Source organism: Limosilactobacillus balticus (genome assembly GCF_014145615.1).
GTDB lineage: Bacteria > Bacillota > Bacilli > Lactobacillales > Lactobacillaceae > Limosilactobacillus > Limosilactobacillus balticus.
This window is the reverse complement of record NZ_JACIVH010000041.1, coordinates 23,935-39,991: the sequence shown is the minus strand read 5'-3', so window position 1 is coordinate 39,991 and position 16,057 is coordinate 23,935. Positions and strand designations below refer to the sequence as shown.

Below are 16,057 nucleotides of genomic sequence, written 5' to 3'. Positions count from 1 at the left end.
TTCTGATTGTATCGCAAACTTTTGACGATTGTCTAGCAACAACGCTAAACTTTAATTTTCGGTAATATTTAATAGGGCTTTTAAGCGGTTTTCCCATCCCATTTTGTTGTTTTCAGGAATCGGCTGACTAATCGGCAAAACAAGTTTAGTTGACCAATTTGAAAGCTCATTATCACAACAGAACTCATTTGGACCATCAAATTGCTCGCCAAAGTATGTTAAAAGATATTTTCGTTTGCAACCGTCCTCTTTGATATAAGCAACCATTTCTTGTAATTCTTTTTCTGTTTGAATTTTACGTCGCTCAAACATCGCAATTATTTGCTGAGGTGTAAAAGAATGTTCAAGATAAAATTCAAATAAAGATGCTTGCTCTCCCAAAATATTTGCTGACAACTTGCCATTCTTAATCTGCTCTAGGATTGTAACGGGTGGAACATCAACGCTTGTTAATTGTCGTTGAATCATTTCATCGCCATTTGCATATAGAAGAACTGCCAAACTCTGCTTACCATCACGACCAGCCCGACCAATTTCCTGTAAATAATTTTCTAAATTACTCGGCAAATGATAATGAATGACGTAACGAATATCATTTTTATCAATCCCCATCCCAAAGGCGCTTGTTGCACAAATTACCTGTAATTCATTATTCATAAATTGATTTTGAATCCGAAATCGTTCAATCGGCGCAACGCCAGCATGGTAAGCTGCTACATTTAAGTCAGTTTGATTTTCAAGCCATTCTGCCATCTGAGAAGCCAGCTTGCGACTTGCAAAGTAAATAATCCCAGGACCAGTAAATTTTTGAATCAGTTTCAGTAGTTCACCATCTTTTTCCTTTTGCGTAGCTACAGACTGACCAGCCAAAAAAATGTTAGGACGGTCAACGGATTTAATTACCTGATAAGCGGTCGCCATCCCCATTTTTTTCAAAATATCCTGCCGAATACGAGGAGTAGCAGTTGCCGTCAACAGCAATGTTGTCGGCGATCCTAATTGTTGCCGTACTTCCTTTAGCAATAAATATTCAGGACGAAAATCAGGACCCCACTGTGAGATACAATGAGCCTCGTCAATAACCATTAACGCAACCTTATTTTTCTTAAGTGCAGTTAAAACTTGCTGGTTATCAAGCATTTCCGGAGAAGTAAATACAAATTTAAATGATTTCAAATTGCGGAGAACACTTGCACGCTCTTTTCCAACAAGCTGGCCACTTAACATAATGACTCGTTTTTCACCCTGCCGATGAAGACGGTCAACCTGATCCTGCATTAGTGAAATCAGCGGCGAAACAATGAGAATCGTTCCTGATAATAAATAAGCTGGCAATTGATACAAAAGCGATTTTCCGGCGCCAGTAGGAAGAATCGATAAAGTGTCTTTTCCTTCCAGTAAGGCATTAATTGTCTCTTCTTGGCCTGGACGAAAATCATCAAAGCCGAAATGACTTTGTAAAACATCTAGAATTTCTTGCTTATTTTTCATTTGTTATTCCTTGAAATATTTGATATAGGCGATATTCATAAAAACTAGCAATTTGCTCGTCAAATTTCCACGCTGTCGGTTCTCCCTTATAGAATTGACTAAGTTCATCACGCTTACTTCCTGGCAAAAGGATATCCCAATCTAGCTTATCAGGAATAAGGATTGCTGCTTCTAAGAGATGTTCCTTAATCGTATTTTCTTTTAAACGTCGCTCTTGAGCAATCAATTTCATTGGTTTCCCTTGGGTATACAAATCAAATGTTACTTGGGCACTCCGGTTTAGTGGACTCTCATTGATCAATGGAAGAAGCAATTGTTGCAGTGGGCCAGGGAAATTACGAGCATAAGCGCTAATTGCTAACATCTCATCATGACGTAAGTATTGGATATCATTGATTTTTATTTGCAATTCTTGGGCTGCTTGATTAATCGTCCATCCTGATCGCTGATAACCAATCATGACATTAAAAAGGTCAGTTGTCATTCGTGGGTCTTCGCTTTCTAAAGCGCTGCCAAACCGATGGAGGTCATTATAGAGACTTTTAACCAGATCGTGATGATAATTTTGTCGAAACCACTGCTTCACAGCAATCATTTCACCATATGGAATTGCCAATGGAACATATTTTCTTTGATGATAAGAGAATTCTGATACAACTTGAATAGCCAAAAAAAGCCGTTGAATTACTCGTTGGGTATTAGCTAACCAGTACCAGTCATAAAAAGATGGGATGTAAAAACTCTCTTCTTCGTTTTTTAAGACTTTCGCGCCTTCTTCTGTAAGACTTGCTTGGGATTGATCATCAATCACTAATAATTTATCATCAACAAGTTGATTAATAAGCTGATCATATTCTTGACGATTCAATGCTCGATCCGCCCCTAACCACTCTAAGATTCCATATTGTCGAGCCCAAAAGAGGGTTGCGACTGTACGCCGACTTCGAAGAGTGTTTTCAATTACACGAATTCGCCGTGGCTGGTGATAACTAAAAAAGCGCAATAATTTATTCACCCATTTCACCTCCCTATCTATTTATATACGTAATTTATTTAAAAATTCTACCATAAAAAATAAAAGGCCAAGAAAAATCTCAGCCTCTCAATTCATCTTTTTAAATCATTCTATGCTGATCTAGCCATGGACGTAGCCGACCCGCAATAATTACATATACAATCGTAACAACCAAACCCTTAATAAGGTTAAAGGGCAACACACCAATCGCCACTAGTTGGGATACTGGTAATGTCGACTTCCAGTTCCAAACTGCCATATATAAAGGCGTAAGGATCCACAAATTAAGCAGAGACATTAAGATAGTCAAAGTTACTGTTCCTAAAACAATTCCGGTAATAGCTTGTTTTTTCTTACTCCAGTTATGATGACGCCATACCCAGCAGAATGGAAGCAGAAGAGCAAGCGATGAAATAAAATCACTGGCAACCCCAATTAATTCAGCTGGAGAAAAACCGTGAATCATTCCGTGAATTAAGCATTTAATTGCTGCGATAACAATTCCGCCAACTGGCCCATAGATATAGCCCCCTAGTAAAACGGGGACATCAGAAAAGTCCAGTTTTAGGTAGGGAGCCATCGGCAAAACTGGAAACTCAAAAAACATTAAAATAAATGCTAGAGCACCCAAACATGCTATACCTACCAATCGTTGAATACGTTGATGCGTTACTGTCATTAATAACAACCTCCATCTGAGATTGCCTCCATTTGGCATCCTGTATAAAAAGCGTTGCTGACTTACGATTTGTTTGTCAGCAACGCAAATAAACTATTTAAAGATTATTTAATACAGAAATCTTCTTTATACCAGACTATACTGTCGGCTCTGGAATTACACCAGATCAACCAATAACAATGGGTTGCGGGCTGTCACCGCCGGTCGGGAATTTCACCGCGCCTTGAAGACAAACGTTTTATATTTTTACAAATCCTATTCTAATAGGCTTTTGCCGTCATGTCAACGTTTATAGCTTGGCTCTTTTGCCGTGTCCTTTCGTAAAATTGAATAATTTTTTGCCCTTCGGATTATTTCACAAGTTCAATTTTACTTCTTTAGCAACTGCACTTCTTCAGGCTTTAATGCACGAAATTCCCCTGGTTGAAGGCCATATAAATTCAATGGCCCATATGTTTCACGATGAAGTTTAGTCACTGGATGTCCCACTGCTTTAAACATATTCTTAACTTGGTGGTTTCGTCCCTCATGAATTGTTAATTGAACAAGACTTGTCTTCTTGGCACGGTCAACATTCAAGAGTTTCGATTTAGCCGGCTTTGTCTTTCGCCCATCAATAACTACCCCTAAACGCAATTGTTTCAATTCATCATTTTTGACGATCCCTTCAACCTTAGCAATGTAAGTTTTTTCAACTTCATATTTAGGGTGCATCAGTTTATTTGCTAAAGCGCCATCATTTGTTAGGAGAAGAATTCCTGTTGTGTCATAGTCTAAGCGGCCAACTGGATAAATGCGTTCATCAATATCAGCATCATGAATAATATCAACGACTGTTCGCCGTCCCTTATCATCATGAGCACTTGAGATAACTCCCCGCGGTTTATTTAGTAAGTAGTAAACGTGTTGTTCATGATGAATTGGAACGCCATTTACTACAATTTCATCGTGAACGCCAACTTTAGTGCCAAGTTCAGTCACAATCTTGCCATTAACTGCAACTTTTCCCTGAAGGATAAGTTTTTCCGATGCCCGACGCGAAGCTACTCCTGCTTCTGCCATTGCCTTTTGTAATCGTTCCATTAATTATCGTCCTTTCGTTCTTCTCGCGCTTGCAATGCTTCGAGGAAAATATCTCCATTAATATTGCTCATTTCTAATTCATCTTGATCAGGTAACGGTGGAAGTTCATCTAAATCGCTTAACCCAAAATAATTTAAAAAAGCCGGGGTTGTTGAATATAAAAATGGACGGCCAGGTGCATCCAAGCGTCCATGAGTGTCAACTAAACCACGAACCATTAATTTTTGTAATGATCCTGAACTTTGCACTCCCCGAATATCGTCAATTTCTAGTCGCGTAATTGGTTGTCGATAAGCAACAATGGCCAACACTTCCAGTAATGCTTTAGTCAATGGCACCGTTAATGGGACTTCAAAATAATGTTTAATGACCTCTGCTAACTGGGGTTTGGTTGCCAAACGATAAGTCTGATCACTTTCGAGTAAGATAAAAGCAGACGCGGGATCATCTTCATACTTCTTTTTTAGATCTTGTAATATTGCTAGAACAGCTGGCTTCATAAAACCAGAAATTTTCGCTAAATCACCCAGGGTAATTCCTTCATCCCCACTAATAAAAAGTAATCCTTCAATCTGCGCTTGGTTGGTTAGTTTTGTATTCGTCACTCTTAGGTCCCTCCGCTAAAATTATTGGTTCAAACAAGTCACCTTGGTTAATAACAATTGCTTGATGCTTTGCTAGTTCAAGAATTGCTAAAAAAGTTGTAACTAAGCCATCGCGAGTATGTAAATCTTCAAACAAGTCTTCAAACCTAACCGGCCCATCATGAAGAATTTCAATCACGTGCTTCATTTGTTGGCCAACGCTTACTTTTTCAGCTGCAACGGTTTCAACTAATGGAGTAGCTAATTGGTGGCGGCGAAGAACTGTTGCAAAGGCTTCTTGCAAATCCGTTATCTCGATGCCTGGCTCCACATGAGATTTCACCATTTCACGCGGAACTTGCATTGCTGGCCGCGTATACTCCTGTTGTCGTAGATTTTCTTTATCTTTTAACCGGTCTGCCGCTTTTTTATAACGCTGGTATTCCAAAAGCTGTTCCACCAATTCTTGTCGGGGATCAATCTCTTCTACTTCTAACTCATCATCCAATATTGGCGGCGAAGGTAATAGCATTTGGCTTTTAATGTCCATCAGAGTGGCAGCCATCACAAAATATTCACCCGCCACTTCTAACTGGTGACTTTGCATCTGGTGAAGGTAGTCTAGGTATTGGCTAGTTATTTGTGAAATCTGAATATCATAAATGTCCATTTCAGATTGCTTTATTAAATGAAGCAATAAATCTAGTGGCCCTTCAAAGTCGTGAACCTTTATAACTGGCTGAAATGGATTTTGTGCTTGCACTTGCTTATTCATTATTTCTCTCCCACATGCTAATTATTGGTTGGGTTGCTAAGGTTCCCATAAGGCGTTTATGGGGATATTGGTCGTGAACGCCATCTAATAAAGAAAAAATATTATGTCCAGATCGTTCGCTTGGCGTAAACGATAAGCGACGAACCAGCACGTAACAATCCCCTATTTCTAGAATCACAATTCCAATAAAGTGGCTATCATCCATGTCTTTCCACAAAAAGATTGGCCAATCATTAGCAAGTGCCCAGTCCATCTCTTCCATAAAGCGATTATCTTTTCGAAGGTCTTTTACTAAGGATAATAAACCAAGGGCGATTTTTTGGTAATCTTTTCGATAACGAACTAACATCGTATTTTTCCTTTCTATGCGCGAGGATGATATTTCATATAGTTAGCAGATAACTGTTGCGGCGATACCTGTAAATATGGTTGGAGAGCCTTCATCGCGTTATAGCCAAGAATTTCTTGAATTAATTGAACATCGGCGCCATTTTCTATTAAATGAACAGCAAAAGAATAACGCATGGTTTGTGGAGTAACCTCTTTTTTGATTTTAGCCTCACCAACCCACTCTTTCATTTTTTTCCAAATTCCTTGCCGCGTTAAAGGATAACCATGGGCATTTAAGAACACCCGCGTTTCGTGATCATCTCTGAGCAAACGTGGTCGACCATGACCTAGGTAGTCGGTAAGCCATTTAACTGCTGGTTGACTTAAGGGAATCATCCGTTCGCGTTCATTCTTTCCTGTTAGTTGTAAAAGCTTAACGTCGAGATGAAGTGCTGTCAGATCTAAGGCAATTACTTCACTAACCCTCATTCCCGTTGCATCCATAATCTCTAATAACGCTCGATCGCGAAGACCAATTGGGGTTGAAACATCAGGAACTGCCAGCAGTTGTTCAATTTCTTTTTCAGTTAAAATTACCGGTACAGGTGGTTGGTTGAAAGTATACTGGTGATCAATCATTTCCATTGGATTCATGGTTAGGTTACGGTGACGGATCATATATTTATAAAATTGCCGTAAACTTGAAATTACACGGTTAATTGTTGAATTAGCTTTTCCCTGCTGACGAAGACTATTAAGAAGGTCAATTAGCAAATAGTGATCCACCTGTTGCCAATCAGCAATTCCGCGATCTTCTAAATAAGTTACCGTTTGTTCCAAGTCACGTTGATAACTCATCAAGGTATTATCACTTAATTGTCGTTCATCTTTCAAAAAAGCTAAAAACGCAGCCACTTCATTATTCATTAATCTTGATTCTCTTTTACTAAAATTAATTGACCATTTTCTTGTTTTACTAATTTTTCTTTAAGCAAATGGCCAATAGCACGCTTAAACTGCCCCTTGCTTATTCCAAAGACGTCACGGATGATTGATGGGTCCGTCTTATCAGTATATGGCAAGCGATGATTTATATCATGTTCTAACATTGTCAAAATCATTTGTGCATCTTCACCAATAGCTTGGTAGGCACGAGGCTTAAGAGAAAGATTAAGACTACCATGTGATGAAATCCCAATAACCCGCGCTTTAACCCGTTGACCTAATCGCGGTTCTTGGTCTCGTTCACTTGGATGGATAAATCCTAAACGATAGTCATCAGTAATCACAAAGGTTCCACTCATCTTGAGACGGTAAACTGTGGCATAAGTATCATGGTTGAGCAATCGTTTATCTGGAGCTGCTGAAATAGTTTGATAGATTTGATCATCCGCTAGTTTACCCCATAAACGGTTCTTATCATCAACTTGAAGCGCCATTAATAAACGGTCGCCTGGTTGTGGCCATAAGTGTTTTAAGCTTGGTAAGTCATCTAAAGAGACAACAATATCCTTATTGGGGAGACCAATATCAACAAAAACTCCTAGATCACGACGCACATTAACTACTGTACCATAATCATAATGGTCAATCTGGATCGTTGGGATATGTTCACAGGTCATCTGTAGTTGATGGTCCTCATTCTCGTAAACAAAACCTCGGACTTGTCCACCAATATGTAATTCTTGGGGACTTTCATTTTTCGGTAATCGATACGTTTGTCCATTACGATCTGGTTGAACAAAATAATCGGTATCATTTTCATCAATCATTACCGCTGTAACAACTTTTCCTAATGCTGAATTCATTTTTATCACTTATCCTTTTTTATTCTATATCGATTTTACACGGTAAAGGCTTATTTTGCTAGTAAGATCAATGATTATCATTGGTATAAAAAAAAGACCGGTTACTAATGACCGATCTTTTTGTAGACAATATTATAAAATATTAGTCGATAGTCTTAACACGCATCATGTTAGTTGCACCTGGTACACCTAAAGGAACACCAGCAACGATGATGATCTTGTCGCCCTTCTTAGCAAAGCCAAGTTCAACAGCCTTCTTAGCAGCTAAGTCGAACATTGTATCAGTGTTCTTCATTTCATCAACAACGTATGGTTGAACACCCCAGTTGATCATAAGTCCACGTTCTACACGTTCGTTTGGAGTTAATGCAACGATATCAGCATTAGGACGGTACTTAGAAATCATCTTAGCAGTGTAGCCTGAAGCAGTGTAAGCAACAATTGTGTGAATATCTAAGTCCTTAGCTGCGTTAGCAACAGCAGAACCAATAGTTTCAGTAACGTCAGACTTATCCCAATCGAACTTTTCAGTACCGAATTCCCAAAGGTGGTTTTCAGCCTTGATATCAATATCGTTCATCATTGCAACAGATTCAACTGGGTAGTCACCGTTAGCACTTTCACCAGAAAGCATAGTAGCATCAGTACCATCAAATACGGCGTTAGCAACGTCTGATACTTCGGCACGAGTTGGACGTGGATTTTCTTGCATTGAGTCAAGCATTTGAGTAGCAGTAATAACTGGCTTACCTAATTCGTTACAACGCTTGATCATGTGCTTTTGAACAATTGGCACATTTTGAGCAGGAATTTCAACACCCATGTCACCACGAGGTACCATTAAACCATCAGAAACAGCAATAATTTCTTCAAAGTTGTCGATACCTTCTTGAGATTCAATCTTAGGGAAAATTTGAACGTCTTCCATGTTCTTTTCCTTAAGTAATTCGCGAATGTCAAGAACATCTTGAGCCTTACGAACGAAGGATGCAGCAATGTAGTTAATCTTGTTTTCCAAACCAAAACGAATATCGCTACTGTCCTTTTCAGTAATACCTGGTAAGTTGATTGATACACCAGGGGCGTTAACACCCTTCCGAGAACCAAGAACACCATGGTTTAAGACGTGACATACAAGTTCTTTGTTTGCATCGTCTTTTTCATCAATAACCATGTCAATTAAACCATCATCAAAAAGGACATGGCCACCAACATGAGTATCATCGTATAAGCCTGGGTAGGTAACAGCAATCTTGTCATGAGTACCTTCAATTGAAGGATCCATTGAAATGCGAACCTTGTCGCCAATTTCAAAGTTGATCTTACCTTCTTTTTGAACAGTAGTCCGAATTTCGGCACCCTTAGTATCAAGCATAAGACCAACGTGCTTGCCAGTAATTTCTTCAGCCTTGTGTACGTTTTCGATTCGACCCAAGTGTTCTGGGTGGTCACCGTGTGAGAAGTTGAAACGGAAAATGTTAGCTCCCGCATTGATCAACTTAACGATCGTATCAACATCAGTACTTGCAGGACCAAGTGTACTTACAATCTTGGTTTTCTTCATAAATGAATCTCTCCTTTTGCATCTATAGCATCAATCACAACCTGTAATTGTATGCCTCATTTGCACACTGTTATGATAGCACTTTTCAAATAACGTGTCTTTATTTTTTATGCAAAAGGTTTTAAAAAAGCGCTATCATTCTAAAATTAGTTATTTTCTCTAACCGTTATTTAATTTTACGTCTTTTAATGATTACTATTTAGCTGTTGTAAGACAACGTTTTCTTGGCCAAGAACTGCGATAAGCGCTTTTTTTACTTTCTGAGAATTTTTTAACCACCGTTGCCGTTCAAGCAGAATCTTCTTATCGTTTGCTGGATAAAATAACAGGACAGGAATTGAACCATGGTATTCATTAAAAATACTATTTAACTCTCGATGCACCATCTCAGTATCTAACGGCGGTAAGATTCGCAAAACCCACCGTTGATTAGGGCGATCCTGTTGAACTTTTTTAACATCCTGCAATTGATTAGCAACTAGTTGTAGGCCGCGTCCCTCTCGATACTCTACACGGCCTCTGACAACCAATATCTTATTTGTTTCTAGTTGCTCCCTAAACTGCTGATATTGTTTTGGAAAGACGGTAATATCAACTGCTCCGGTCTCATCTGTTCCATTAACAAAGGCCATTTCCCGATGTTCACGTTTAGTATAAATAGTCTTAACGTGATTTGTAAGGACAATTATTGTCGCTTCCGAATTCGGATATAACTCATCAATTTTAGTTACATGAAGCTGCTGTCCTAATTGGTAATATTGAGTAACCGGGTGTCCTGAAAGATACACTCCTAAGTATTCATTCTCCTTAGTTAAACGGGTCAATAGAGGAAATTCATTTCGTTGATCAATTGCCGTTTGAAGCGCTGGATCGTCAAAATTAGCAAAACCGGCAAATAACTCAATCCCAGAAATTAATTTAGGAAGGGCATTAATCATCTCTGCCCGGTTATATCCCATATTATCAAAGGCCCCACTATAGATTAACGGTTCGATTAATTCTTGTTTTTGCCAACGTTCTGGAATACGGGCAATAAAATTACGAAGATCTATAAACTTGCCATTTTCCTGCCGTTCTTCAAGAATTGCGGCGACAAAATCACGACGTACTCCTTTAATAGCAGAAAAGCCAAAGTAAACTATTCCATCATGTAATAAAAAGCTACTTTCACTTATATTAATTCGCGGGCCGCTAATTTTAACGCCAAATTGCTTTGCATCCCCCACATGACGCTTCAATTTCTCAATATTAGTTTCTGCATTCATTAGGGCAGTAAAGAAAGCTGCAGGATAATGAACTTTCAAATATGCCATCTCAAATGCCATCATAGAATAAGCAACCGCATGCGATCGATTGAAACCATAGTTAGCAAACCGACCAATATATTCAAATACCTGGTGAGCAACTTGTGGCGAATAGTCGTGTTCTGTTGCACCGGCAATGAATTTTGTCCGCATATCTTCCATCGTGGTCTTTTTCTTCTTACTCATTGCCCGGCGTAAAAGATCCGCCTCTCCTAAGGTAAAACCAGCCATTACTGAGGCCAGCTGCATTACCTGCTCTTGATAGACCAAAATACCGTAAGTTGGTCCCAGAATTTTTTCAAGGGAAGGGGCAGGATAAGTAATTTTCTCTTTTCCAGCTTTACGGGCGGTAAAATGAGGAATATTTTCCATTGGGCCCGGACGATAAAGTGCATTCACTGCCACAATATCTTCAAAATTTGTTGGGTGAAGGTTAACCAAGACATTTCTAATCCCACTTGATTCAAACTGAAAAATCCCTTCAGTTTTGCCCCGCTGGAATAGTTGGAGAGTCAACGGATCATTAAAGTTAATTCTTTGTAAATCAAAATTAGGGTCTTCTTGCCGAAGCATCTGCAGGGTATTATCCATGATTGAAAGGTTTTTCAATCCCAAAAAATCCATTTTTAATAGCCCCAGCGCCTCTACTGTATCTTTGGCAAACTGCGTCATTAACAAGCCATCACTACCATCTTGTAACGGCACAATTTCATGTAGTGGCTGCTCAGAAAGGACAATTCCTGCCGCATGAATTGAATAATGGCGTGGCAACCCCTCTAATTGCTGTGCGACTTGAATCAGCAAACGAAATTTTGGATTATCGTCAAGAAGATTTTTTAATTGTTGCGACTCATTTAATGCATCTTTGAGTGTCACGTGAAGGCCATGCGGCAAAGCATCGATTAACCTTTGCATATCGTAACGGGGTAAGTTAAAGACCCGACTCACATCGCGAACGACTTGTTTAGCAGCTAACGTCCCAAAAGTAATAATTTGAGCTACTCGTTGGTGACCATATTTTTGATGTACATATTGCAAAACTTCATCACGTCGATTATCTGGAATATCTAAATCAATATCTGGCATTTGAGCTCGTTCAGGGTTCAGAAAACGTTCAAATAGTAAGTCGTATTGTAAGGGATCGACTTCTGTAATTGCTAAAGCATAGGCAACTAATGATCCAGCAGCTGATCCCCGTCCAGGGTCGGTCGTAATCTTTTGCTGGTGAGCAAAATTCATTACATCCCATACAATTAGGAAATAATCATCAAAGCCCATTTCATGAATTACTTTTAATTCCATCGCTAAACGTTCTTGGTACTGTTGAATAGTTTTTCCTGGTGCAACTCGCCTTTTTTTCAATCCTTGAATACATAGAGAACGTAAATATTGTTGAGATGATATCCCTGCTTGATTTTTAAAATGAGGAAGGACCGGGGCCCTAAATTGAAGCTCAACGTTACACAGTGTTGCCACTTCAACTGTCTTTTTTGCGGCTGCACTAAGCCCCTTTGCATTATATTCTTGGATAACTTGTTCTTTCGAATGGAGATAATGTTGTCCTCTTCGCCCCGCTTCTATCGTCGGATCTTTTAACTCAACTCCAGCATCAATTGCTTGTAAAACACGACTAGCAAAAAGATCATTAGCGTTTAAATAATCGACTGGGGACGTTCCTACTAATGGTAAAGATAGCTGTTTTGATAATTGCTGCAAGGTATCTATTTGAACGTCATCTAATCGCGAATTAATTCCTAACAAGACGCTATCATCATCCCCCAGATTAGCAAGCTCTGTTAAAATTGATGTTGGCTGAGCAAGCACACTAAAAACCGTACTTTGAGGAGGAATAATTATAAATAACTCATCCAATAATGGACTAATTTGCGCAACCGTTAAAGATACTTTTTTATCTTTTCGTGTTTGCTGAAGCGTCGATAGGTCCATCAGATGCTGGTACCCTCGTTGATTCTTAGCTAGGAATACCAAATCTAGCTTGGTACCATCCGTCTCATTTAATGCAACTACCAGCTGCAAACCGAGAATTGGTTTAAGCCCTGCTTTCTTGGCTGCATTATAAAATTCGACAGCCCCATATAAAACATTTTCGTCTGTTAACGCTAATGCCTTATACCCTCGTTCCTTGGCTGTTGTAACTAGGTCAGTAATCCGGGTGGGACTTTTTAGCAAACTGTAACTACTCTTAACATCTAAGGGCGTAAAATCCACTTCATTTCACCTCTCAATAAAATTATATCAAATCAGACTAAATAGAGAAATTAACCCAGCCCTTTCAAAAATATTAATAAATATGCTAGAATATGGTATGACTTCAAAGGGGATGACCAACATGAACTTTTTATCAAAGAATATTGTGGCTGGTATTTGGGCACTTATTCTGGGTGAGGTCCTAGCTTACATCACAAGTCAACTAGAATCGATGACACCAGACTATACCCTTGTCGGCTGGTGTTCTGTAATTATGGGATTAATTGTTATCAATTGTGTGGATAAAATTACCGCAGATGCAAATCCTAGTAAAAAAGAAGATTAATTAAAAAGGATTGAGTCCAAAATGGCTCGATCCTTTTTAATTTATTTATCTTCTTCCGCAGTCAACCGCACAATCTCAAGCAGGGTGTCCAATGCGCGTTCCATTGTTTGCAGTGATACATATTCGTACCGAGAGTGCATATTCTCTCCACCGGCAAAAAGATTAGGCGTTGGTAATCCCTTGTAAGAAATTGTTGAACCATCCGTTCCACCACGAACTGGATAGATATCAGGTTTAATGTCCAGATTTTCCATAGCTTTCTTCGCAATTTCAACAACTTCCATGTGGCCTTTAAGCGCATCTTTTAAGTTGTAATATTGGTCATAAAGATTCATCGTTACGAGGTCTGCACCAAGTTCATCATTTAGGCCAGCAACAACCCGTTCGAGTAAATGCTTCCGTTCAATAAACGTTTGCTTATCATGATCACGAATTAAATAAGTCATTGAAGCATGATCAACAGTTCCATCAAATTTGTATAAGTGATAGAATCCTTGCCGTCCATCTGTTCGTTCAGCTCGATCATGTGCTGGTAAACTATTTTGCAAGTCAATTGCAACCTGAATAGCATTGATCATGGTTCCCTTAGCAACTCCAGTGTGAACATCTTTTCCTTGAATCTCAATTTCAGCCTGAGCTGCATTAAATGTTTCATATTCCAATTCACCAAGTGGGCCACCATCAACCGTATAGGCAAAGTCAGCCCCAAAATCTTTAACATCAAAATAATCAGCTCCAGTGCCGATTTCCTCATCAGGTCCTAAACCAATCTTAATTGTTCCGTGCTTGATTTCAGGATGAGCCATCAGGTAAGCAGCCATTGTAACAATCTCCGCTACTCCTGACTTGTCATCAGCCCCAAGCAAAGTAGACCCATCAGTAGTAATCAAAGTATTGCCCTGATATTTTTTCAATGATGGAAATTCAGTAGTAGTTAAGACATATTGGCCATCTTTATCAAGTTTAATATCTGACTTGCCATCGTAATCTTCGACAATCTGTGGATTAACATTATGAGCATTAAAATCTGCAGTGTCGACATGGGCAATGAAGCCAACCGTTGGCACATCCTTGTCGATATTACTTGGAATTGTGGCGACCAAATATGAACTTTGTGGATTAATATGAACATCACTCAACCCTAAAGATATCAATTCATCTTTTAATTCATTTAAAAATGCAGTTTCTTTAGGGTCAGAAGGAATTGCTTTCGAATCTGGATTTGACCTTGTTTCCGTTTTAACATACTTCAAAAACCGTGGTAATAACCCCTCATATTTTTCCTCACTCATAATTAGCATCCTCCTTATCTAAAAACTATTTAGCAATAAAAGTAAATGGCTCTGTATTAACTCTACTATCTAGCACCTCAAACTGCCAATTATTTTCATTCTTCCACTGGGTAATTAAGTTAGCAAGCTGGTGAGCGGCTATCACTTCAATATGATGTCCAGGATCAATAACAACAAGGTGATTAGCAATCATATCGTGCGCAAAGTGGTAACTTACATCCCCGGTGACATAAGCATCTGCTCCAGCTTCAAGAGCTTGTTGATAAAAGTCTTGACCAGCACCACCAAGTACTGCAACACGTTTAATCGCTCTCTCTTGATCGAACGGGTTGACAATCAACCGTAAGCCACGAATACCAAAAACATCCATACAATATTTTGCAAATTTTTGCGGTGTTAATGGTTCATTCAGCTCACCAACACGCCCCATTCCAACTGGTTTACCGCTTATTGGATCATTTCCCGCTGGTACTAAAGGTACAGTATTGATTAGGTGAAGTTGATCTGCTAACCAGTCATTCATTCCGCCATTAGCAGTATCCAAATTCGTATGAGCTGCGTAAACAGTAATATTATTCGCCAAAAGTTTAGCGTACATTGCATTTTGCGGATCCCGCGTATCTAGATTCTTTGCTGGGTGAAACATAATGGGATGATGAGCAAAAATAAAGTCAACATTTCGCTCAATTGCTTCATTAACCACTTCTGGGCGAACATCAAGGGTTGTCATTAGGCGAGTGATTGGGAGATCTGGATTGCCAATTTGCAAGCCAACATGGTCCCATTTTTCTGCTAGTTGCGGATTAGCAAATTTTTCAAAACGCGCAATTAATTGGTTACCGGTTGTCATCGGCGATCGCTTCCTTTACTTGTGATAAAAACTGGTTTATCTCATTAATCTTTTTTACTGGTGGCTGTTGAGCCTTTTGCATCTGATCAATAACATGTGCTTCACGTTGAAGATATTCTTGCCATTTTTTCTTAAAAACAGGCCCTTTGCTTTCCAATAAAAATGGCCCAAAATCAAGCTCATACTTACTGTATCTAAATGGGACAACTGATGGCTCAGCAACGATAATCTCATAAATATGATTGTCTTCTTCAATTATTTTTTCGGTCATTATTTGGTAATGATTATTCATTAACCATTCCCGTAATTGACTTTCCCCTACATTCGGTTGAAGGATAAGCCGCTTAATTCTCGTTAACTTATCCTTACCCTTCTCTAAAATAGAAGCAATTAAACTCCCGCCCATTCCAGCAATCGTAATTGTATCGACTTTATCTGCCGGTTCAATCGCTGCTAAGCCGTCTGCCAAACGCGGGATAACCCGTCCTTCTAATTGGTGGTCTTTTATTTCATGAACAGCATTTTCATAAGGACCTTTTACTACTTCTCCAGCAATCGCAAAATCAATCTTACCATCTAACACTAATGCCGCTGGTAAATATGCATGGTCAGACCCAATATCGGCAACCCGCGCACCTGTTGGAACAAGAGAAGCAACACATGCTAGACGTGCTGATAAGTGCTTTTCATCCACAAAAATCATTCCTTTATCTATTTAATAAGTTAAT

At 39.1% G+C, this 16,057-nt stretch carries 15 protein-coding genes and 1 riboswitch; of the genes, 1 reads left to right on the top strand and 14 read right to left on the bottom strand.

Annotation, left to right across the window (positions count from 1 at the left end; all coding sequences use genetic code 11):
* Positions 1-51: 51 nt before the first annotated feature.
* The 11 genes from H5S10_RS00650 to dnaE all read right to left on the bottom strand — a co-directional run bounded on the left by H5S10_RS00650 (position 52) and on the right by dnaE (position 12,862).
* Positions 52-1,491, bottom strand: coding sequence for a RecQ family ATP-dependent DNA helicase (locus tag H5S10_RS00650; protein ID WP_182588380.1), 1,440 nt, complete (start codon positions 1,489-1,491; stop codon positions 52-54).
* Positions 1,481-2,506, bottom strand: a complete 1,026-nt coding sequence (locus H5S10_RS00645) for a helix-turn-helix domain-containing protein (protein ID WP_182588379.1) — start codon at positions 2,504-2,506, stop codon at positions 1,481-1,483. The genes H5S10_RS00650 and H5S10_RS00645 overlap by 11 nt, the downstream gene beginning before the upstream one ends.
* A 100-nt stretch (positions 2,507-2,606) precedes the next feature.
* Entirely contained in the window at positions 2,607-3,185 is a 579-nt protein-coding gene (locus H5S10_RS00640) for an ECF transporter S component (protein WP_231796054.1), read from the bottom strand.
* Between the two features lie 115 nt (positions 3,186-3,300).
* A riboswitch (FMN riboswitch) is annotated at positions 3,301-3,420 on the bottom strand.
* 134 nt (positions 3,421-3,554) lie between these two features.
* A complete protein-coding gene (locus tag H5S10_RS00635; RefSeq protein ID WP_182588377.1) occupies positions 3,555-4,268 on the bottom strand; it encodes a pseudouridine synthase in 714 nt (237 codons plus the stop codon).
* A complete protein-coding gene (scpB, locus tag H5S10_RS00630; protein WP_182588376.1) occupies positions 4,268-4,873 on the bottom strand; it encodes an SMC-Scp complex subunit ScpB in 606 nt (201 codons plus the stop codon). The genes H5S10_RS00635 and scpB overlap by 1 nt, the downstream gene beginning before the upstream one ends.
* Positions 4,836-5,627 carry a segregation and condensation protein A gene (locus H5S10_RS00625; RefSeq protein WP_182588375.1) on the bottom strand — a complete coding sequence of 264 codons (792 nt, stop codon included), beginning with the start codon at positions 5,625-5,627 and terminating at the stop codon, positions 4,836-4,838. The genes scpB and H5S10_RS00625 overlap by 38 nt, the downstream gene beginning before the upstream one ends.
* Positions 5,620-5,976 carry a hypothetical protein gene (locus H5S10_RS00620; RefSeq protein WP_003665878.1) on the bottom strand — a complete coding sequence of 119 codons (357 nt, stop codon included), beginning with the start codon at positions 5,974-5,976 and terminating at the stop codon, positions 5,620-5,622. The genes H5S10_RS00625 and H5S10_RS00620 overlap by 8 nt, the downstream gene beginning before the upstream one ends.
* A 14-nt stretch (positions 5,977-5,990) precedes the next feature.
* On the bottom strand, positions 5,991-6,884 hold the full coding sequence (locus H5S10_RS00615; RefSeq protein WP_182586349.1) for a tyrosine-type recombinase/integrase: 894 nt from the start codon (positions 6,882-6,884) through the stop codon (positions 5,991-5,993).
* The gene (locus H5S10_RS00610) at positions 6,884-7,765 is read right to left on the bottom strand and encodes a CvfB family protein (RefSeq protein ID WP_182586348.1); all 882 of its coding nucleotides are present in this window, start codon (positions 7,763-7,765) and stop codon (positions 6,884-6,886) included. Before H5S10_RS00610 ends, H5S10_RS00615 begins: the two co-directional genes overlap by 1 nt.
* A gap of 142 nt (positions 7,766-7,907) precedes the next feature.
* Complete coding sequence (gene pyk / locus H5S10_RS00605; RefSeq protein ID WP_003665875.1) at positions 7,908-9,329, bottom strand: pyruvate kinase; 1,422 nt, start codon at positions 9,327-9,329, stop codon at positions 7,908-7,910.
* A 185-nt stretch (positions 9,330-9,514) separates the two neighbouring features.
* On the bottom strand, positions 9,515-12,862 hold the full coding sequence (dnaE, locus tag H5S10_RS00600) for a DNA polymerase III subunit alpha (protein WP_182588374.1): 3,348 nt from the start codon (positions 12,860-12,862) through the stop codon (positions 9,515-9,517).
* Between the two features lie 82 nt (positions 12,863-12,944).
* On the opposite strand from dnaE, the gene H5S10_RS00595 reads away from it, so the two are divergent.
* Positions 12,945-13,187, top strand: a complete 243-nt coding sequence (locus tag H5S10_RS00595) for a YjzD family protein (protein ID WP_003674260.1) — start codon at positions 12,945-12,947, stop codon at positions 13,185-13,187.
* A 41-nt stretch (positions 13,188-13,228) separates the two neighbouring features.
* On the opposite strand, the gene pepT is transcribed toward H5S10_RS00595, so the two are convergent.
* Genes pepT through H5S10_RS00580 form a run of 3 tightly spaced genes read right to left on the bottom strand, consistent with a single transcriptional unit; the run spans position 13,229 to position 16,023 of the window.
* The gene (gene pepT, locus H5S10_RS00590; protein WP_182588373.1) at positions 13,229-14,479 is read right to left on the bottom strand and encodes a peptidase T; all 1,251 of its coding nucleotides are present in this window, start codon (positions 14,477-14,479) and stop codon (positions 13,229-13,231) included.
* Positions 14,480-14,504: 25 nt separating this feature from the next.
* A complete protein-coding gene (locus H5S10_RS00585; protein WP_182588372.1) occupies positions 14,505-15,329 on the bottom strand; it encodes a Nif3-like dinuclear metal center hexameric protein in 825 nt (274 codons plus the stop codon).
* Entirely contained in the window at positions 15,316-16,023 is a 708-nt protein-coding gene (locus H5S10_RS00580; RefSeq protein ID WP_288134654.1) for a tRNA (adenine(22)-N(1))-methyltransferase, read from the bottom strand. The genes H5S10_RS00585 and H5S10_RS00580 overlap by 14 nt, the downstream gene beginning before the upstream one ends.
* Positions 16,024-16,057: the final 34 nt, after the last annotated feature.

Bases quoted from the DNA above. Each gene is read 5' to 3' on its own strand.
- H5S10_RS00650 (WP_182588380.1), bottom strand. From the start codon at position 1,491: ATGAAAAATAAGCAAGAAATTCTAGATGTTTTACAAAGTCATTTCGGC.
- H5S10_RS00640 (WP_231796054.1), bottom strand. From the start codon at position 3,185: ATGACAGTAACGCATCAACGTATTCAACGATTGGTAGGTATAGCATGT.
- H5S10_RS00635 (WP_182588377.1), bottom strand. From the start codon at position 4,268: ATGGAACGATTACAAAAGGCAATGGCAGAAGCAGGAGTAGCTTCGCGT.
- H5S10_RS00625 (WP_182588375.1), bottom strand. From the start codon at position 5,627: ATGAATAAGCAAGTGCAAGCACAAAATCCATTTCAGCCAGTTATAAAG.
- H5S10_RS00620 (WP_003665878.1), bottom strand. From the start codon at position 5,976: ATGTTAGTTCGTTATCGAAAAGATTACCAAAAAATCGCCCTTGGTTTA.
- H5S10_RS00615 (WP_182586349.1), bottom strand. From the start codon at position 6,884: ATGAATAATGAAGTGGCTGCGTTTTTAGCTTTTTTGAAAGATGAACGA.
- H5S10_RS00610 (WP_182586348.1), bottom strand. From the start codon at position 7,765: ATGAATTCAGCATTAGGAAAAGTTGTTACAGCGGTAATGATTGATGAA.
- pyk (WP_003665875.1), bottom strand. From the start codon at position 9,329: ATGAAGAAAACCAAGATTGTAAGTACACTTGGTCCTGCAAGTACTGAT.
- H5S10_RS00595 (WP_003674260.1), top strand. From the start codon at position 12,945: ATGCTAGAATATGGTATGACTTCAAAGGGGATGACCAACATGAACTTT.
- pepT (WP_182588373.1), bottom strand. From the start codon at position 14,479: ATGAGTGAGGAAAAATATGAGGGGTTATTACCACGGTTTTTGAAGTAT.
- H5S10_RS00585 (WP_182588372.1), bottom strand. From the start codon at position 15,329: ATGACAACCGGTAACCAATTAATTGCGCGTTTTGAAAAATTTGCTAAT.